The organism is Aquimarina sp. KJ22-3, assembly GCF_055808215.1.
Window position 1 is genome coordinate 3,475,236 of sequence record NZ_CM147859.1, and the last position, 20,557, is coordinate 3,495,792.

Below are 20,557 nucleotides of genomic sequence, written 5' to 3' on the forward strand. Positions count from 1 at the left end.
CTATGAAATTAGAAATTTTAAATAATGAAAATCACGACATTCAGAAAAAGATCATTTCTGCAATTCGCGATTTGATTAACCACAAAAATTTAGAGCCTGGTGATAAACTTCCTTCAGAAAGAACTTTATCTGAAAAGTTTGAAGTAAGTAGAGGAAACATTCGTGAAGCGATTCAAAAATTGGAGTTTTATGGACTTCTGGAATCCATTCCACAAAGTGGCACATTTGTAGCCAATATTGGTATTACAGCACTTAATGGAATGATAGAAGATATTCTGCGGCTAGAAGAACCTGATTTTAAATCTTTGGTAGAAACCAGAATTCTTTTAGAACTAAAAACGGCCCAATTAGCAGCCATACGAAGAACTGATGAAGATCTACAAGCGATTAAGGAAGCTCTGGATGCCTATTCTGAAAAGGTAATCAATGGTGAAGATGCCGTACAAGAAGATTTACTATTTCATCTTGCTATTGCAAAAGCCAGTAGAAACAGTTCGATGAATACGTTCATGCTTATTATAACCCCAGGAATCATCACCAATTTTGAGAAGTATCACGTCTGTGATAAAAACCAAGCATTTTTAGGTATACAGGAGCACACGGATATTTATGCAGCTATTCGCTCTCAGGACCCTAAGCTGGCGAAAGAAAAGATGAAAGCACATTTTAAAATTTTATATCAATACTGCTATAATCAATAAAAACGTAAAGCACTAATTAACAAACATAACACTCTTAAAATCATTCAACCGAATGTGTTGGTTACTACAACCAAATATTCAATATCAACAATGGTTTTACAAACTGTTACGGTAATCGGAGTATCATTAAGAGCTTCTTTCACCCTATATAGAACCAAAATAGACTATGAAAATTAAAGGATTACGATGGTGGATTATTGGCCTTGTTTGCCTAGCCACAATTATCAATTATATAGATCGATCTGCATTAGGTATCATGTGGCCCGAAATGAAAAAAGATCTGGGGTTAACTGAAGAAGACTATGCCTGGATCATCAACATTTTTACGATCACCTATGCTGTAGGTAAGTTTATTTCTGGTTGGGTTTATGATAAAGTAGGAACTAAAATCGGATTTGTATTATCTATCTTTTTCTGGTCATTGGCTTCCTTACTTCATTTCTTTGCCAGGGGTCTAGCCTCTTTAGGTTTATATCGAGGAATTCTAGGGGTCTCTGAAGCTGGAAATTGGCCCGGAGCAGTAAAAAACAATGCAGAATGGTTCCCTATCAAAGAGCGAGCTGTAGCTCAAGGTATTTTTAATGCCGGTGCTGCTATTGGTTCGATAGTAGCTGCCCCAACGATTGCTGAGTTGTTTGGCGCTTATGGGTGGAGATGGACATTTATCATTATAGGAGTTATCGGTTTTATATGGATCATTCCATGGTTAATTTTCAACAAGAAACAACCAAAAAAACATCCTTGGATTACTGATCAGGAAAAAGAATATATCCTATCTGATCAGGAAACAACTAAAGAAGATGGTAAACAAGAAAAAGGGTTACCGCTATTAAAAATACTAAGCTTCAAAGAAGCATGGGGTATATTGGCTTCCCGTTTTTTTATCGAACCCATTTGGTGGTTGTTTGTATTCTGGATGCCTATTTATCTTAATAAGGAATATGGTTTCAATGTAAAAGAAATTGGTCTTTACGCATGGTTCCCTTACGTAGGTGCCGCCATAGGCAGTATTGCAGGAGGATGGTATGTTCAACGACTTATGAAATCACTAAGTCTAGACAAGGCAAGAAAACGAGTAATCGCATTAGGAGGTGCAATTATATTCTTAGCCATACTAGGAGCTATTTTATTTGCAGATACACCCATCAAGTTTGTGTCTTTTGTATTTATTGTGTTATTCGGTTTCCAATTTTCGATTAGTAATATTCAAACCTTATCCAGTGATCTTTTAAAGAGTAAGTCTGTAGGAGCGCTTGCAGGACTTGCTGGTACTATCGGAGCCATTTCGGTAGCCATCATGAATTTTGTAATTCCCAAAATAACAACGGTGTCATATACGCCTGCATTTATCATTCTGGCAGTTTTAGCACCACTATCTGTTTTATCAATTTTTGTGCTAATCAAAGAGATAAAACCCTTAAAAGAAGAAAAATAAAACAACTAAAATAAAACTATAAAAATGAACTTAAACGGAAAAGTTGCTATCGTAACCGGAGCTACCGGTGGTATCGGTTTCGGCGTAGCAAAAAGACTAGGTAAAGATGGATTTACTGTTATTCTAAACGGTATCGAAGATGATAAAGGAGCAGAAAGAGTTGCCGAGCTTAAAGCTGAAGGGATCACTGCAGAATACTTTGGTTTTGATGTAACCGATGAGGAGGCTGTAAATACAAATATTAAAGCCATTGGTGAAAAGTATGGTAAAATTAATGTCCTGGTAAATAATGCAGGTGGATTAGGAGGAAGATCCAGATTTGAAGAAATGACAACAGAATTCTATAGAGGCGTAATGGCATTGAATCTAGATTCAACCTTTTTTGCTTCAAGAGCTGCTATTCCTTACCTAAAGAAAGCTGAAGGTGCGTCTATTATTAATTATTCTTCTAATGCAGGATGGACCGCAGGTGGACCTGGCGCGGGAATTTACGGAACTTCTAAAGCAGCTGTTCATGCTATTACCAGAGCGTTAGCAAAAGACTTGGCAGAGTACGGAATTCGAGTAAATGCAGTATCTCCTGGAACGATTGACACTCCTTTTCACTCACAAATTAAATCTACAAAACCTGAAGTTTTTGCCTCATGGAAAAACAATATTTTATTAGGCAGACTAGGACAACCAGAAGATGTTGCTTCAGTGGTTTCTTTTCTAGCGAGTGATGACTCTGCGTTTATCACTGCAGAAACTATTCAAATTGGTGGAGGGCAAGCACTAGGAATTTAAAAATAAAGATTAAATTATAGCTGAAATAATAGTATAATGAACACAATAGTAACCTTTGGAGAAGTTTTAATGAGAATTGCTCCTTTGGGAAATAAAAAATTAAAACAGTCTAACCAATTAGAATATTACTTTGGTGGAACAGAAGCCAACGTAGCCATTTCTCTTGCGCAATTGGGAAATAGTACACAACACGTTGGTGCAGTATCGAATGATTTTTTGGGAGAAGCTGTCAAAGGTTACTTGCAACAAAATGGAGTAAATACCTCAGCTATTCAGGATTCTTCTCATCCTCTCGGCGTATACTTTATGGAAACCGGAGCTGTAATGAGATCTACTACCATAAGTTATAATCGCGCACATTCTGCCTTTTGTAATATAGATCCAAAAATTATTGATTGGTACGCTATTCTGGAAAATTCAAATTGGTTTCATTGGACAGGAATCACTCCTGCCCTATCAGAAAATGCTTATCAAGCACTAAAGGATGCACTACTAGTTGCCAATGAACTAGGTATTACAGTATCTGCAGATCCAGCATATCGAAGTAATTTATGGAAGTACGGTAGAGATGCCAAAGCAACACTTAATGAGTTAGTAGGATTGTCCAATATTTTTATCGGAGGTCCAAATGAAATTAATGAGCTATTAGACACCTCTTATTCTAATGAAATAGAGCAGTTTATAGAAGCGAGTTCTACGGTAATGGATCGTCATAAAGGATTACAGAAAGTTTTTGACAAAACAAGATCTTCTCGAAATGTGAATTGGCATAAAATAAAAGCCAGAACATGGAATGGAGTAGAATTTGCAGAAACGAGAGAGTTAGAAATCACCCATGTAGTGGATCGAATAGGTACAGGAGATGCTTTTGCCGCAGGCCTAATCCATGGACTGCTTCATTATGATGATTATGAAGCCCTTGAATTTGCAAATGCTGCTTGTGCTTTGAAACATACTATAGAAGGAGATGCTAATTTAGTTTCAGAAACAGAAATAAAAAACATAGTAAAAGGTAACGTAAACGGAAGAATATTAAGGTAAATGGCTAGATATACCCGAATAGAAGTTGTACAAACCATAGAAAATACAGGACTGGTTCCTCTATTTTATCATGAGGACATAGGTACTGTAAAACAGGTAATACAGGCCTGCTACGATGGCGGTGCCAGAGTGTTCGAATTTACCAACAGAGGAGAAGCAGCCTATGAAGTTTTTTCTGAGATATCCTCCTGGATAAAAAAAGAATTACCAGAGATGATATTAGGAATTGGTTCTATTGTAGATCCGGCCACAGCATCTCTGTATATTTTAAAAGGTGCGAACTTTATCGTTTCCCCTATTTTAAACCCAGAAATTGCAAAAACATGTAACCGACAAAAGGTATCCTGGTTACCTGGTTGTGCTACTTTATCTGAAATCAATTATGCCGAAGAACTTGGAGCAGAAATTGTAAAAATATTTCCAGCTAGTCAAGTTGGTGGACCTGGGTTTGTAAAAAGCGTGAAAGCTCCATGCCCATGGACCAGCATTATGGCCAGTGGTGGAGTTGCTCCTGACGAAAAAAACCTAAGTGAATGGTTTCAATCAGGTGTATTTTGTGTAGGAATGGGATCCAAATTGATTGTAAAAAATAAAGATGCTTCTTTTGACTATCAAAAAATAACAGAACTCACCAAAACATCTATTTCTATTATTCAGAAAACAAAAGCATCCATAAATCAAAGATAAATCTAATGTTGTGTAGTTATGTAAGTTTAAAGCATGAATTAGATTATGATTGACATCTTAATTTTCGCTTGTCAATACCCTTGTACAGTTAGTGCAAGGGTTTTTCTTTTTAGAAAACCTGAAAACATAAAAAAAGTACGACCCAGAAGATCGTACTTTGTAAACTTATTTTTTATATATGGAATTTTAGTTTCCTCCGAAAGTAAATAACAGTCCTAGGTTAAAAGAAATATCTCCTACTGAAGCATCTCCTGTTTTACCTGCACTCAAATAAGCAGCGTGCACATTAAGTACTCCATACTTGAATCCCAAAGCTGGACGAATCGCAAAGTTAGAAGTACTAGCTGCTAATTCTGCCGAGGTTCCATCAACTTCGATAGCACCAATAGTAGCTAGACCTATACCAAGACCTCCATAAGGTTTGAAAGCAGTGTCGGTAAAATAGTAACGACCATTAAGCAAGTAACTTCCAACGGCTACATTTCCAATTTCTGCCGCTGTTTGTCCCGCTACAGCTACGATATCCGCTCCAACTAAGAAGTCTCCGGCATATAGGAAAGAAACGTCGATATTCTCTGTAATGCCATATCCTAATTCAAAGTGAGCGGCTATACCTCCATCGGTAAAATCTGCAACATCTCCAGACGGTACTGCGTAACCAACACCAAAACCAAGTTTAACTTGTGCGTTTGTAGCTGTAAATCCAAGTAATGCTACTGCAATAAATAATAGAGTTTTTTTCATAATAGATTTAGGTTTTTATCGTTTAAGTGCACAATATATCGATAAAAAGTTGATTTTAACAAATTATTTTGAAAGTTTTTTCATTTCATTTGATAAAATACCGAACCCAAATCAATTGATTTGGTTACTATTAGATGTACTAATTATAGGGAAATTTTGTATCTACTATTCCTATTGCAGAAGCCTAAATTGTACTTTTCAAACTAAAAATTGAAACAAATGGGGTTTATCATTTAGATAGTCTCCAAAGAAGTTATATTGTTTCATTCTGGAAATTAAGGGTTGTAGATCTTCCTTGTTCTTTAGTTCGATCCCTACTACAGCTGGACCATTCTCTCTACTCGATTTTTTAGAGTATTCAAAATGGGTAATATCATCATTTGGTCCCAAAACTTCTCCCAAAAATTGTTTTAATGCCCCTGCTCTTTGTGGAAAACGAATAATGAAGTAATGCTTCAAATCTGCATATAGCAATGCTCTTTCTTTGATTTCGGCCGTTCTTGTGATATCGTTGTTACTACCACTCACAATACAAACCACATTTTTACCTTTGATTTGTTCTTTGTATGCCTCTAGCGCCGCCAACGTTAATGCGCCCGCAGGTTCTACTACGATAGCATCTCTATTATATAAATCTAAGATTGTTTGACATACCTGGCCTTCGTGCACGGTGTACATATCTGAAAGGTATTCTTTGCAAATATTAAAATTAAGATCACCTACTTTTTGAACCGCAGCTCCATCGATAAATTTATCGATATCAAAAATCTCGGTATTTTTATTATTCCGTATCGAAGTTAACATCGAAGGAGCTCCTTGTGGTTCTACTCCTATGATTTTTGTTTTTGGAGATAAGGATTTCATGGCACCACATAATCCTGATGCGAGCCCTCCCCCTCCTATCGCAACAAAAATATAATCTATAGGCACATCACTTTGTTTAAAAATCTCGAGTCCTATAGTTCCTTGTCCTTCGATAGTTTTAGGATCCTCAAAGGGGTGAACAAATGTTTTACCCTCGGATTTACAAATGGCTTTTGCGGCTTTGGAAGAATCATCAAAGGTATCTCCTTCCAGTACAATTTTTACATGTTCGCCACCAAACATTTGTGTTTGCTCTACTTTTTGTTTTGGAGTAACCGCAGGCATGTAAATAGTACCATTTATTCCCAAATGGTTGCAAGCAAAAGCGACTCCTTGAGCATGATTGCCTGCACTTGCGCAAACTACTCCTCTATCTAACTCTTCTTTAGAAAGTGAGCTGATTTTATTGAAAGCCCCTCTAATTTTATAGGAACGTACACGCTGAAGATCTTCTCGTTTCAGTAGAATATTAGCATCATATCTTTTAGAATAGCGTATACTATTCATTAAAGGTGTGACCATAGCCACTTCTTTAATAACTGTCGCTGCTTTTTGAATATCTTCTAATTCAGGAAAATATGTGGTGGTTATTGTACTCATAATTCCTTTTGTACGTTCTTAAACATTTTGTCAGCCAGGACCTATCAAAGGTCACACAATACACATCTCAAAATACCTCAACAGATCCGGCCGTACAAAAAAATGGTTGGTTATAGTTTTAGTTGGTTTCCACTATTGGTTTCATAGCAGTCATAGAGGCTCTTAATCTAGCTCCTACAATCTCTATGGGGTGATTTCTTAGTGTAGCATTTACTTCTACTAATTTGGAGTTATGTACTCCATTCACCTTTCCTGCATGATATGCTTTACCAATTACATCGGTATCGATGTTTTTCATAAAATCAGCTAATAATGGTTTACATGCATGGTCAAAAAGATAGCACCCGTATTCTGCTGTATCCGAAATCACACGGTTCATTTCGAATAATTTTTTTCTGGCAATCGTGTTTGCAATCAGCGGTGTTTCATGTAAAGACTCATAGTATGCAGATTCTTCAATAATTCCAGATTCTGTCATCGCTTCGAAAGCTAGTTCTACTCCAGCTCTTACAAAAGCAACCATTAACACCCCATGATCATAAAACTCCTGCTCTGTAATCTCTACATCTCCCGCTGGTGTTTTTTCGAAAGCAGTTTCTCCTGTAGCGGCTCTCCATGACAATAGATTGTGATCATCATTTGCCCAGTCTTCCATCATTGTTTTGGAGAAATGCCCTGTGATGATGTCATCCATATGCTTACGGAAAAGTGGACGCATGATGGTTTTTAATTCTTCTGAAAGATCAAAGGCTTTAAGCTTTGAAATATTTGGTAATCGATCCATCATATTAGTAATACCCCCGTATTTCATTCCTTCGGTAATGGTTTCCCAACCGTATTGAATCAATTTTGAAGCATAACCAGGATCAATTCCTTTTTCTACCATCTTATCGAAGCACAGAATGGACCCTGTTTGTAACAACCCACAAAGAATGGTTTGCTCTCCCATTAAATCGGACTTTACTTCGGCTACAAATGAAGATTCCAAAACTCCTGCTCTATGTCCTCCTGTAGCAGCAGCATAAGCCTTTGCCTGCTCAAAACCATGAGCTTGAGGATCATTTTCTGGATGTACTGCTATCAAAGTAGGAACTCCAAACCCTCTTTTGTATTCTTCTCGTACTTCAGAACCCGGGCATTTTGGCGCTACCATGATCACCGTTAAGTCATCACGCACCTTCATCCCTTCTTCTACAATATTGAAACCATGAGAATACGATAATGTTGCTCCTTTTTTCATTAAGGGCATTACAGTATTTACTACCTGGGTATGTTGTTTGTCTGGAGTCAGATTGATTACCATATCCGCTTGAGGAATCAACTCCTCATAGGTTCCTACAGCAAAATTATTCTCTGTAGCATTTTTATAGGACTGTCTTTGCTGCTCTATCGCAGACGCTCTTAAAGCATATGAGATATCCAATCCGGAATCTCTCATGTTTAGCCCCTGATTCAGTCCCTGAGCCCCGCAGCCTACAATGACCACTTTTTTTCCTTCTAATGCAGCTACTCCATCCTCAAACTCTGAGGCGTCCATAAATCTGCATTTTCCTAACTGTGTTAGTTGATCTCTTAATGATAGCGTATTAAAATAATTTGCCATTTTACTTCGTAATTAGTTGTATGTTCCTTTCGGAAATTTTGATTTGATTTTGATTCTTGTTTATACTATACCGACACCGTCTCTTCCGTAGCAAAGCTTTCCAAAATAGACGATATATGCATCTTCTCTTTGGTAACCGCTATTCTGCCAGATCTCGTGAACTGCATTAACCCATACGGTTCTAGTTTTCTATATAATGCTTCTACCTCTCTTCTTCTTCCTGTCTTTTCGATAACAAAAAACTCGGGAGTTACCGTGACGATATTTGCATTGCTATTCTTGATGACGTTCTGAATCGAACGTTCTTCAAAGAGTAATTTTGAAGACACCTTGAAAAGTGCAGTTTCCTGATAAATAATCTGTTCCTCTTTGTGATAAAAGGCTTTGATGACTTCGATCTGCTTTTCGATTTGTCCTACGATCTTTTTTACCTGCTCTTCGGTAACCTTTACAGCAATCGTAAAGCGAAACACATCTTTGATCTCAGACTGTGAAGCCGTCATACTGTCCAAATTGATATGACGCTTTAAAAAAATCGCAGATATCCTATTTAATAAACCGATATTGTTTTCGGTATATACCGAAATTGTAAAATTCTCCTTCTCCATAACTACTCTAATCTTATATCTGAAACCGAAGCTCCTGTTGGAATCATCGGGAACACGTTATTTTCTTTTTCTACACACACTTCTAAGAAGTATGGATCTTTACTCGCAATCATTTCGGCAATTGCTTCTTGTAAATCCTCTCTTTTGGTAACTCTTTTGGATTGGATATGATATCCTTCTGCAATTTTTACAAAATCAGGATTCACCATTTCTGTAGATGCGTAACGCTTATCAAAAAATAGCTGCTGCCATTGACGTACCATCCCTAAAAAGTCATTATTAAGCACCACGATCTTAACGGGTACTCTGGTCTGAAAAATGGTACCTAACTCTTGTATCGTCATTTGATACCCTCCATCTCCAATGATTGCTACTACTTCTCTTTCTGGTGCACCCATTTTAGCTCCGATTGCTGCCGGAAGCGCAAATCCCATAGTTCCTAATCCACCAGAAGTGATATTACTCTTTGATTTCGCAAATTCTGCATATCTACAAGCAATCATCTGGTGTTGTCCTACGTCAGACACAATCACCGCATCCCCTTTGGTTTCGTTATTAATTCTTCGTAATACCTCTCCCATAGACAAACCATCTTTGGTCGGGTACAATTCTTCTTTAATGACTTTTTCAAATTCTACAGCATCGTGGTCTTTGAACTCCTGCAACCAAGATTCATGGGTATTAGGGTTAATCAAAGATTCTATTTGATCCAAAGTATATTTTACATCACCCATTACGGCAACATCAACCAATACATTTTTATTTACTTCTGCCGGATCAATTTCAAAATGGATAATTTTTGCTTGTTTCGCATAAGTCTCCAGATTTCCGGTAACTCGATCATCAAAACGCATTCCGATGGCAATCAAAAGATCGCATTCGTTGGTTAATCTATTAGGACCATAATTTCCATGCATTCCTACCATCCCAACATTCAAAGGGTGAGCAGTCGGTAATGCCGACAACCCTAAAATAGTCCAGGCAGAGGGTATACCGGATTTTTCTATGAAATTCTTTAACTCTTCTTCGGCTTCTCCCAGAATCACACCCTGTCCAAAAACCACCATTGGTTTTTTGGCCTCATTAATCAATTTGGCAGCTTCTTCAAGACTTTTAGGATCTGTCTGGGGAACTGGCATATAACTACGTATACCCTTGCACTTTTCATAAGCAAAATCCAACTCTCCAAATTGTGCATCCTTGGTAATATCGATTAGTACCGGTCCAGGTCGACCAGATCTTGCGATATAGAAAGCCTTGGCTAACACCGTAGGGATATCTTCCGCTTTGGTAACTTGATGGTTCCATTTGGTGATTGGTGTAGAAATTCCAATAATATCAGTCTCTTGAAAAGCATCTGACCCCAAAAGATGAGATCCCACTTGTCCGGTGATACATACCATTGGTGTCGAATCAATTTGAGCATCGGCAATTCCTGTTACAAAATTAGTTGCTCCCGGACCAGAAGTAGCTATGGCCACCCCTACCTTACCACTGGTTCTGGCATATCCTTGAGCTGCATGTGTTGCTCCCTGTTCATGTCTAGTAAGCACATGATGCAATTGATCTTGAAATTTGTATAATTCATCATAAACCGGCATAATAGCTCCTCCCGGATATCCATAGATTAGATCTACGTCTTCTGCCAAGAGACAACGGATTACAGCTTCGGCACCTGTCATTCTTTTTGTAACCGTTTCGGTTTTTTTGGTTCTGGTTTGCGTTTGTGTTTCCATACGCTTGTATTGTTTAAAATTCGTCTGTAACGCATCCTCTGGATGCAGACGAAACCGTATTTGCATATTTGTATAATACTCCTCTCTTAAACTTCAATGGAGGTTGTTTCCAAGCAGCTTTTCTTTTCTCTAGTTCATTTTCATCTATAGCTACTTCGATAGTGTTTGTTTCGGCATCGATAGTGATAATATCTCCATCTTCTACCAAAGCAATCATTCCTCCTTCCTGGGCCTCAGGCGTTATATGTCCCACAACAAAACCATGGGTCCCTCCTGAGAATCTGCCATCGGTAATCAAGGCTACCTCTTTTCCTAGACCTGCACCCATTATCGCTGCTGTTGGCTTTAGCATTTCTGGCATACCTGGTCCTCCTTTCGGCCCTTCATACCGAATAACGACGACTTCGCCAGATTTTACTTTTCCAGCTTTGATCCCATCATTTGCATCATACTCACTGTCAAATACTTTGGCTTTTCCTGTAAACTTTAATCCTTCTTTTCCGGTTATTTTGGCAACACAACCTTCTTCGGCAAGATTACCAAACATAATTCGTAAATGTCCCGTAGCCTTAATCGGGCTTTCTAATGGCTTTATCACATCTTGTCCTTCGGTAAGATCAGGTACATCTAATAAGTTTTCTGCTAATGTTTTCCCGGTTACTGTCATGCAATCTCCATGCAGTAATCCTTTTTTCAGAAGATATTTAAGAACAGCAGGAATACCTCCTACTTCATGCACATCTTCCATCAAATATTTTCCACTTGGTTTTAAATCCGCCAGGAATGGCGTTTCATCACTGATCCTTTGAAAATCAGCCAGTGTAAACTCTACATCCGCAGCTCGAGCAATGGCCAAAAAGTGCAGTACAGCATTGGTAGATCCACCGAGAACAGTAACGAGACGAATTGCATTTTCTAATGCTTTCTTGTTTACAATATCTTTTGGTTTGATATCTTTTTCCAGAAGCAATCGCATCGCTTGTCCTGCGGCAATACTTTCTTGTTTCTTCTCATCACTTATGGCTGGGTTAGAAGAATTATAAGGTAAGGACATCCCAAGAGCTTCTATGGCAGATGCCATGGTATTTGCGGTATACATCCCTCCACAGGCTCCCGCGCCAGGGCAAGCTTTTTCAATAACATTTTTGTATTCGGTTTGGGTAATCGTACCGGCTACTTTCTCTCCCCAAGCCTCAAATGCCGACACCACATCCAATTTCTTTCCTTCATGACATCCAGAAGCAATAGTACCACCGTACACCAGTATTGCGGGACGATTTAATCGTAGCATCGCCATAAGTGCACCCGGCATATTTTTATCACACCCAACTACAGTTACCATACCATCATACGACATGGCCTGCACTACCGTTTCCATCGAATCTGCAATCACATCTCTGGATGGTAGTGAAAAACGCATCCCTGGGGTTCCCATAGAAATCCCATCACTTACACCGATCGTATTAAATATCAATCCTACTACATCTTCTTCACGCGTACCTTGCTTTACCAATTTGGCAAGATCATTAAGGTGCATATTACAAGGGTTTCCTTCGTAACCTGTACTGGCAATACCCACCAAAGGTTTACTAAAATCTTCATCTGTTAAACCAATGGCATGCAACATCGCTTGTGCTGCTGGTTGAGTGTCATCTTGAGTGACTTGTTTGCTATATTTATTAATACTCATTATATCCGAGTTCTTATTTTATTGCGAATTATTTAAAAACTTAACCTTTTATTTATCAGATTCTCAACAAATAAAAAGTGTCTAGTATAAAATTATTTCGTTACGCTAAAATTGTTACACATTATTCAATATCCTTACAACATCCAATTGTTGTTTTAACATCTTTATGCCTTGATTTTCAATACTTTAAATACTTTTCATTTACAACCACTATTTGTTAATTTTTTATTTTTATTACTCATTATCCAAAAAAAACTCCCTTCGGTACCAGAAGGGAGTTTTTTTATCAAAATACATCAATAGTGCTCCCCTATGGTGAGTAAATCACCACAACGATACTAATGACGTTAATAATACTATTGTTTAATCTTTTCATGTTACAAACAAAAAAATCCCTTTTCTTGAGAAAAGAGATTTGAATTTATATGGTTATATACATTAGATCCCTTATCGAAGTGTAATAATACCTTCAATAATAGAGACCACAATGATATTTTTTGTTACTATGTTCATTTCTAGGATCAAATATATAGAAAATAATTTCAGTTTTACTACTCTACTTTAAAAAGTTTATTTTTCATACAGTAAATTACCAGTCCAACTCTTGTTTTTACTTGCAATTTCTTGAAAACCGTTTCTCTGTAATTTTCTATAGTTTTTGGACTCAGATTCATTTCCTTAGCGATATCCCTATAAGTTAATTCAGAACATGCTAACTTCAAAAACTCCCATTCTCTTTCGGTAAGCTTCTCATGAAAGTTCTTATCCTCATAATTCCCAGAGTGTCGTAAAGCACTTTCAATTTTACCAGAATAATAAAACCCTTGTTCGATTACCATTTTCATGGCAAATTCAAAATTCTCTGGGTGAATGTCTTTTAATAAATAACCCTTGGCTCCAGCTCTCAACATTTTGATAATGGTTTCTTCATCATCTTCCATGGTTAAGGCCAGTACTTTTTGATCCGGTTTATTTTCTTTGAGCCATTGCATGGTTTGTATCCCATCCATAACGGGCATCTTTACATCTAATAAAATGAGATCTGGTGTTTTTCTTTTGTGTAGGTAATACTGAGTAAGCTCTTTACCGTTTTTAAGTATAGCTAATACTTCGTAATCTTCTAATTGAGAAACTAAGCTCTCCAGAGACTGTGCAAATAACAGATGGTCATCAACAATTACTATAGTCTTCTTTTTCATATGATCTGTGCATTAAATCAATCCATTGGCTTGATTAGATACGCCAAGGTAAGCAAAACTCCTTTATTTGGAGCAGAATCGTACTCAAATGTTGCATTAACCAATCCAGCTCGGCTTTTCATATTTAACAATCCCGAGTTGGCTTCTACCGAATTCATATCAAACCCTACCCCATCATCTTTGATCGTAATTTTGAGCAGTTCAGGAGCATAAATTAGGGTAACGTACATATTGGATGCTTCGGCGTGTTTTATGGTGTTTGAAAAAATTCCTGAATGATCCGATATAAAATAATTTCGTCTTTTGGGTTGATGTGTACCTCTTCTCCCTGGATATCAAAATGCGTATCCAGGAAATTTAATTTTTCGAATCTTTTTAGTTCGGCTTCGATGGATTTTATCAATCCAATATTTTGGATGACTTCGTGATTTAAGGTTTTGGAAAGATTTCGGATCTCTTGCAAACTATCCCCTACTAATTTACGAACATCTTGTAAAGACTCGGTAGTTTTCTCATTAAGTGAAGATCCCAAGATATTAATTTGCATAACCGCTGTGGAAAGTAATTGACCGATATTATCGTGTAGCTCCCAACTTACATTTTTAAGCGCTTGCTCTTGGATTTCTATTCGAGATTTAAAAATCTCATCCTCGAAACGTTGTTCGGCTTTTAACTTTTCTAAAAGCAGTTTGTTTTTTCGTCTTTGGAAAGCAATCATAAAGATTATACCAAAGGCAGCAAAGAAGAGAATAATAGCAATAAAGTATATTATTAGTAAGATCTGCTCTTTTGATATAACTTCTTGTGTGATAAGCATATTAAAAAACCAATAGAGTAACACGTATATGTAAAAATGATAGTACATGGAATGATGATTGTAAAAACTTCAACAAACTCGGGGCTTTTGTTCATAAATTGAATGAATATGATAAGCGGAGTTATGCACAAATGCATAATCAGAGCTCCAGTCGCAACGTAAAATACAATGGAATGACCAATATTTAAAATTTTATCGCTTTGTAATAGCTGATAAAAGTACATAACTATTGTTATAAACAACAATAGAGTTCCCAAAATCATTGTAAAAGATGAATGAACTTCAAAAAAGATTTCGGAATAAATAAGATTGAAAACACTAGAAATAATAAAAACAGCAATAATAAAATTGATCATAAGATGATTTCGACGACCAGAGATATTATATCTAAAAAACAAAAAATAAACACAATAGTTAACAATTGAATATATATTATATAACCATGCGTTCTTTTCCAAAAATGTACCTCTGAGAAAAGAAAGGCTTTCCCACCTATCTATATAACCAGTTATTGCCCCAAAGACCTCAACAAATACTGTTATCCATAAAAACATAACAAAATACCGAGTAGGATAATCCTCTCGGTATTTTAACACATATATTGTTCCGAAAATAGCAGCTAAAAGCTCCATAAAATGGAATAAGTAATCTATGAATCTCATTTAATAATTAGAAGGAGGACGTCCTGTTTGACCAAAATTCATTGGCTCTATTTCATAATTATTAAGTGCTGAATCACCGTCTTTACCTAACCCCCCTACAGGTGAGCCGGTAGGTGCTAAAAATAAAGTCGCATACCCTTTGTGCATTTTACACTTGGTTTCTGGATAAGCACCAAAATACATTCGAATTCCAGGATCATTAATACCCATTTTTCTTGATTTTTTCTTTACATATTTGAGATACTCCATCAAATCTTCCACACTCCACCAAAATTCTCTCGCGTCTTCAAATCCAAGACACTTATCAATTTCTGGAGTTCGGGTATCACACCAGACTTTTTGTAATTCTCTGGCCTCTTCGACACTAATACATTTTTTAGGTTTTCCCATAACAATAGATTATTTTAGGTTATAATCGCTAATATATCCAAAAATCAAGATGCAAAGCAAGTACACGGCACCATAACGTACAAGTAAGTACGGGAAAACCGTAACATCACATAGCTGATAATAAGCACATTAGATATACTAAAAAATCTTAAAAAAAGATAGACCAGGGGATTTTCCCCCTACCACCTAAGGGGTGTTACCCCCTGCCAGGCATATCACTAAAAATCAACCAATTGAAATTGAATTTGTTCATTAATCCTAGTTTGTGCTAGTGTATTGATCGCTGTTTCCGTAAGTTGTAAAACTCTAGGATATCCTCCAGTAGTTTGGCAATCTCGCATCAACACCATTAATTTACCAGAAGGAGTTAGTTGAACTGTGCCCGGTAATACAGGAGATGTTAACATTTGAGGAAGTGAATTTGAGATAGATTCCTTAAATTGAATTGCCATACGGTTGGATGCCCCAGTTATTGTAAACCAACTCTTAAATAAAAGATCTTTTTCTCTATTTGAAAGTTGATCAAATTCTGGTCCCTTAAACACCTCTATTTTTGAATCTGAATTCTCATTCTTGGGTATACTCAAATGAGCATAAGAAATAACAGAGTTTATGTTTGAATTGTATTCTAATTTATCACCCTTTATCAACTTCTGCTTAGAGGTAATTCCATCATAAAAGGATCGGCTTTCTATCATCACATCAGTTAAAAAACCATTCCCAATTCCTACATAACCATATTGCTTATTCCTACAATTTTTTAAGATCAATAAATCATTTTCACTAACCGTAATTTGTTGATACATTTCTACCTTCTGATCATTTAAGAATGCATCCACTTCCGCACCTGTTAAACAAATTCTTGTATTAGAATTGAATTGTAAAGTTGGAGGTTGAATCACCCATTCTATACAAGCATCATTCTTATCATTGCCCAATAACAAATTTGCAAACTCAAAAGAAAACTGATCCATCGCCCCGCTTTGCGGAACTCCATATTCAGCAAAACCAAATCTACCGTGATCTTGAATTGTTGTATACAATCCTGGTTTCAAAACTGTAACATACCCTTTCATAAAAAAGTAGGTTTAAGTTCAAAATTGGAAGAAACCACATTGGCACTTATCTCGTTATACTGTAAAACCGATACCGATATAAACTGAATCAAATCACCAGGTAAAATCTTTGACGGTTCCATCTCGTTTACATCAAAAAAATCAACAGGACAAGCTCCTATCACATGCCACCCTCCTGGACTATCTTTTGGATAGATTCCTGTTTGTTCTCCACCAATAGCCACAGACCCCTTTTTAACATTTCTAGAAGGAGTTACTTTTCTTGGCAAACACAATTTTTTATTCAAACCACCCAAGTAAAAAAAGCCAGGCAAAAACCCTAAAAAATACACTTGATATAATGGGGTAGTATGGAGGTCAATTACATCGTCAATACTCAGTTTCTTTTTCTTTGAAAAAGACAACAAATCTGGAACAAGAGCAGGATCGTAACAAACCGGTATTTTCCATAAGCGTTGTTTCTGTTCTGATGATTCAAAATTGACACTACAAAGTGACTTTAGCATCAAAACCTCATCATAGACATTTTCTATAGTGGATAGATAAAAAATTAATAACGAGTTATATGATGAGATTACCTCAACAATTACTTCATTCCTATGTTCTTCTATGGATTTTTTGCAAAAAAGTATGTTTTGCAGCATATTTTGATCGATTTTTTGAGGCCATTCGATCAAAATTGCTCGTTCTGAGTATTGCCTGTATCTCAAATTATACTCCATAAACTTTACTTCAAATCGTATCCCAACGCTACAAAACCGGAGTGTAAATGCTGAATAATTTCCACAGCATTTTGATGATCTCCATGCACACAAATTGTATCAAAAAAAACAGCCTGCTCCTTCCCAGATTTTGTTTTTATTTTGTTATTAATCACCATTCGTTTTACGTGTTCAAAAACATCTGATTTATCTTCTAAAACCGCATTCTTTTCTGCACGAGAAACCAATGTCATATCATCATTATAATTTCTATCTGCAAATGCTTCAAAACAAACTCTAAAATCATCTTTACAAAGATAAGACAAAACAGAATCTTTTAACGTAATAAGACTTAAACCTTTATCGACATTTTTTACAGATTTTAAAATAGCTTCACCCACCTCCTTTTTTACAAAAGCATCATTATAAAGTGCGCCATGTGGTTTGACATGATGAAGCTCCCCTCCTAATTCTTCCACATAATTTTTTACTAACTGGATTTGTTGGGTTATCGATTCTACCAAATCTTCAAAATCCATTTGCATACTCTTTCTACCAAAATTTTCACGATCCGGATATGAAGGATGTGCTCCTATTTTTACATCATGTCGTAATGCTAATTGGATTGTTTTCACAATCTCATCCTCATCACCCGCATGTGCCCCACAGGCAATATTACACCAGGAAATATAGGGCATGATTTGATGATCATTACCCACTCCTTCTCCAACGTCTGCATTAAAAACAATTTGTTTCATTCTTACAAAATGATAAATTTTTCCTACAAGTTTTCAAAAACTTTCCAGATACTTCGTACTCCCAAAAAGAGGGTTACTATAACAATAACTATTCCTATCAAATTTTGGGTAGTGGTATTTACATATTTACCCAGTATATTCTTTTTGTTCATTACCCATAATAAGAAGATAGCGATCACAGGTAACAACAATCCATTTGTTACTTGTGCAAAACGAATAACTTCGATGGATTTGATCCCTAAAGACGAAAACAACACTCCCAGAAACAAGATAAACATCCATACCAATCTAAACCGTGTACTTTTCACTCCATCTTTCCACCCTAAACACCCTTTTACTACGTAAGCCGCTGCTAATGGTGCAGTGATAGCCGAAGTAATTCCAGCTGCAAACAGCCCAAGAGATAAAATATATTTTGCAGCCGATCCAAAAACTGGTTCCAATCCTCTGGCAAGGTCTGCTGCACTTTGCACTTCTGTGTTTTGTATTGCTGCCCCAGAGATCACTATAGCCATAGACATAACCCCTCCCAAAACGATTGCCGTAATGGTATCTTTTCTAGCTATTGGAAGCTGATCTGCACTTTTCCACTTTTCTTTTACCAAAGAAGCATGCAAAAACAGGTTATAGGGCACTACTGTAGTACCGATTAAACCAATAATCATCAATAATTTTTCTGAAGAAAAATCAGGAACAAACCCTTTAAAAATAGAAGATAGGCTAGGTTTGGTAGCAATAGCAGTAATAATAAATGCCAAACTCATGAACAACACCAAAACGATTAGACTACGTTCGAGCACTTTATAATTCCCTAAAAACAGCAATACAAAAGCCAGCAATCCTATCACAAGACTGAGGTAATTAAAAGCATAGCCTCCCAGTTGTATCGTAGGCTCTTCTATTATGGTAGACAACCCCAGCACTCCTCCACTGATGTTCCCAGCTTCGTAAGCTGCATTTCCAACAAAAATAGCGGCAATAATAATAGAGATAAAAACCCATTTAATGATGGGAGCACCTTCAAACTGATTTTTTACCACTTCGCTCAATCCTTGCTGTGTTACCACCCCAAGTCGAGCCGCCATTTCCTGAAGTATCACACATGCAATTACAGAAAGGGCAAGTGCCCATAATAAGGTAAATCCAAATTGTACTCCTGCCAGTGTACAGACGGTAACGGTTCCTGGTCCAATAAAAGCAGCCGTAACCAGAGTCCCTGGTCCAATAAAAGAAAATAACTTCTTCATTTAGTTCGAATTAATATCGAGCGCATAAATAGCAAATGACCCTAACCAATGCCCTCCTTCATACGAATCTCCAACCAAGTTAGGTAACGAATAGTTGATGTGTGTGTTTGCTACATAGTACAAATGCTCATATTCTTTATACTGTTTTGCCAAACCATACAACACCCATGCTCGGCTGAAGTTAAGGCCGTCCAAATGGACTAGTTTTCCATCTGTCCGATCCGAAACCTGTCCCACTTCAATATTGAAGTTTTTTTCCTTTAACTGAGGCATAAAGCTTGAAATCCACTGTTCAAATTCTTCAACTCCAAGCACTCTCCTCATGATATCAATCTCCTCAAAACACGGAGACAAAAAATCATATCCACTGGGTTCCCAGGTAATCGGACATTCCTGATCGTTTGAATAAAACTCACGAGCTTTCTTTTCTATACTATTTTTAAGTGCTTGGTGATTAATAGTATTTGCATAATCCCAGGCAAAAGACAATCCAAATGCAGTGTTCGTGTGTTCCCCTACTCGTATTGGGTATCTTAACTTTGGTAAAAAATCGATATATTTTTGAACGATAAGATCAGACAACGGTTGTAAATTCGCTTCCAGTTCTCTGGCAATAGGATCGTCCCAATTGTGTAATTCTTCTGCTAGTTTGAGCAACCAGGCCCAACCATATGTTCGCTCATAGGATTTGCTATGCTTATCCATGAAATAAGTTATTTCCGCAGCAATATTTTCTTTCGAAATATTGTGTTGCAATTTTGCAATGGCTTCTTCTCTTTTTTCCAGGTCAGGAAATTTTTTCAGTAATTTCACCAAAGACCAATGTCCATGAACCGAAGAATGCCAATCGAAACAACCATAGAAAGCTGGATGTAATGCTTTAGGCTCGCCTAAATTTTCTTTACCACCCAGGGTTTGATTTAGTTTATTTGGATACTCTACCTGTATGCAATCCAGTGGCAAATTGGCCAGGGTATTTGCTTGATCCAAGGTAAGCTCTAATGGTGCTTGAATTGGATTTACATCTTCTTTTGGAATAGCTTCTGTTTTATCGGATGATTCATTGTTTGGTGTGTTTTCATTTTTGCAACTCGTAGACGCAAGTATTAAAATGACAAAAAGCATTGGATACCATTTTGAAATTCGTAACATAGGAGAACATTTATTTCTAAAAATATCATTTTTGAAAAGGTTACGAATCAGATTGTTAAT

20 protein-coding genes are annotated in these 20,557 nt (G+C 36.8%); 5 read left to right on the plus strand and 15 right to left on the minus strand.

What is annotated here, in order from left to right; genetic code table 11:
- Window positions 1-2 precede the first annotated feature (2 nt).
- From AC0L3Q_RS15970 to AC0L3Q_RS15990, 5 genes are all read left to right on the plus strand, one after another.
- Entirely contained in the window at window positions 3-701 is a 699-nt protein-coding gene (locus AC0L3Q_RS15970; protein WP_473280937.1) for a FadR/GntR family transcriptional regulator, read from the plus strand.
- A 166-nt stretch (window positions 702-867) separates the two neighbouring features.
- The gene (locus AC0L3Q_RS15975) at window positions 868-2,136 is read left to right on the plus strand and encodes an MFS transporter (RefSeq protein ID WP_473280939.1); all 1,269 of its coding nucleotides are present in this window, start codon (window positions 868-870) and stop codon (window positions 2,134-2,136) included.
- A 24-nt stretch (window positions 2,137-2,160) separates the two neighbouring features.
- Window positions 2,161-2,922, plus strand: coding sequence for an SDR family NAD(P)-dependent oxidoreductase (locus AC0L3Q_RS15980; RefSeq protein ID WP_073316381.1), 762 nt, complete (start codon window positions 2,161-2,163; stop codon window positions 2,920-2,922).
- 36 nt (window positions 2,923-2,958) lie between these two features.
- On the plus strand, window positions 2,959-3,963 hold the full coding sequence (locus AC0L3Q_RS15985; protein WP_473280941.1) for a sugar kinase: 1,005 nt from the start codon (window positions 2,959-2,961) through the stop codon (window positions 3,961-3,963).
- A complete protein-coding gene (locus tag AC0L3Q_RS15990) occupies window positions 3,964-4,650 on the plus strand; it encodes a bifunctional 4-hydroxy-2-oxoglutarate aldolase/2-dehydro-3-deoxy-phosphogluconate aldolase (protein WP_473280943.1) in 687 nt (228 codons plus the stop codon). It begins immediately after the preceding gene.
- A 186-nt stretch (window positions 4,651-4,836) separates the two neighbouring features.
- Here AC0L3Q_RS15990 and AC0L3Q_RS15995 read toward each other — a convergent pair whose 3' ends face one another.
- From AC0L3Q_RS15995 to AC0L3Q_RS16065, 15 genes are all read right to left on the minus strand, one after another.
- Window positions 4,837-5,394, minus strand: a complete 558-nt coding sequence (locus AC0L3Q_RS15995; protein ID WP_473280945.1) for a hypothetical protein — start codon at window positions 5,392-5,394, stop codon at window positions 4,837-4,839.
- 198 nt (window positions 5,395-5,592) lie between these two features.
- Window positions 5,593-6,858 (minus strand): threonine ammonia-lyase, encoded by a 1,266-nt coding sequence (gene ilvA, locus AC0L3Q_RS16000; RefSeq protein ID WP_073316377.1) that lies wholly within the window; start codon window positions 6,856-6,858, stop codon window positions 5,593-5,595.
- A 118-nt stretch (window positions 6,859-6,976) separates the two neighbouring features.
- Window positions 6,977-8,461, minus strand: a complete 1,485-nt coding sequence (gene ilvC, locus AC0L3Q_RS16005) for a ketol-acid reductoisomerase (protein WP_473280947.1) — start codon at window positions 8,459-8,461, stop codon at window positions 6,977-6,979.
- Window positions 8,462-8,526: 65 nt separating this feature from the next.
- Window positions 8,527-9,069: an acetolactate synthase small subunit gene (gene ilvN, locus AC0L3Q_RS16010; RefSeq protein ID WP_473280949.1), complete on the minus strand. Its 543-nt coding sequence runs from the start codon at window positions 9,067-9,069 to the stop codon at window positions 8,527-8,529.
- Window positions 9,070-9,071: 2 nt separating this feature from the next.
- Window positions 9,072-10,805 carry a biosynthetic-type acetolactate synthase large subunit gene (gene ilvB, locus AC0L3Q_RS16015; protein ID WP_473280951.1) on the minus strand — a complete coding sequence of 578 codons (1,734 nt, stop codon included), beginning with the start codon at window positions 10,803-10,805 and terminating at the stop codon, window positions 9,072-9,074.
- A gap of 13 nt (window positions 10,806-10,818) precedes the next feature.
- A complete protein-coding gene (ilvD, locus tag AC0L3Q_RS16020; RefSeq protein WP_473280953.1) occupies window positions 10,819-12,495 on the minus strand; it encodes a dihydroxy-acid dehydratase in 1,677 nt (558 codons plus the stop codon).
- 551 nt (window positions 12,496-13,046) lie between these two features.
- On the minus strand, window positions 13,047-13,694 hold the full coding sequence (locus tag AC0L3Q_RS16025) for a response regulator (RefSeq protein WP_073316372.1): 648 nt from the start codon (window positions 13,692-13,694) through the stop codon (window positions 13,047-13,049).
- 17 nt (window positions 13,695-13,711) lie between these two features.
- Complete coding sequence (locus AC0L3Q_RS16030) at window positions 13,712-13,924, minus strand: hypothetical protein (RefSeq protein WP_473280955.1); 213 nt, start codon at window positions 13,922-13,924, stop codon at window positions 13,712-13,714.
- Between the two features lie 20 nt (window positions 13,925-13,944).
- The gene (locus AC0L3Q_RS16035; protein WP_473280957.1) at window positions 13,945-14,511 is read right to left on the minus strand and encodes a sensor histidine kinase; all 567 of its coding nucleotides are present in this window, start codon (window positions 14,509-14,511) and stop codon (window positions 13,945-13,947) included.
- Between the two features lie 662 nt (window positions 14,512-15,173).
- Window positions 15,174-15,563, minus strand: a complete 390-nt coding sequence (locus tag AC0L3Q_RS16040; RefSeq protein ID WP_473280959.1) for a hypothetical protein — start codon at window positions 15,561-15,563, stop codon at window positions 15,174-15,176.
- A gap of 218 nt (window positions 15,564-15,781) precedes the next feature.
- Window positions 15,782-16,639, minus strand: coding sequence for a 5-oxoprolinase subunit C family protein (locus tag AC0L3Q_RS16045; protein WP_473280961.1), 858 nt, complete (start codon window positions 16,637-16,639; stop codon window positions 15,782-15,784).
- Entirely contained in the window at window positions 16,636-17,361 is a 726-nt protein-coding gene (gene pxpB / locus AC0L3Q_RS16050; RefSeq protein ID WP_473280963.1) for a 5-oxoprolinase subunit PxpB, read from the minus strand. The genes AC0L3Q_RS16045 and pxpB overlap by 4 nt, the downstream gene beginning before the upstream one ends.
- 5 nt (window positions 17,362-17,366) lie before the next feature.
- A complete protein-coding gene (gene pxpA / locus AC0L3Q_RS16055; RefSeq protein WP_473280965.1) occupies window positions 17,367-18,098 on the minus strand; it encodes a 5-oxoprolinase subunit PxpA in 732 nt (243 codons plus the stop codon).
- 23 nt (window positions 18,099-18,121) lie between these two features.
- Entirely contained in the window at window positions 18,122-19,345 is a 1,224-nt protein-coding gene (locus AC0L3Q_RS16060) for an Nramp family divalent metal transporter (protein WP_473280967.1), read from the minus strand.
- The gene (locus tag AC0L3Q_RS16065) at window positions 19,346-20,497 is read right to left on the minus strand and encodes a DUF2891 domain-containing protein (protein ID WP_473280969.1); all 1,152 of its coding nucleotides are present in this window, start codon (window positions 20,495-20,497) and stop codon (window positions 19,346-19,348) included.
- Window positions 20,498-20,557 lie beyond the last annotated feature (60 nt).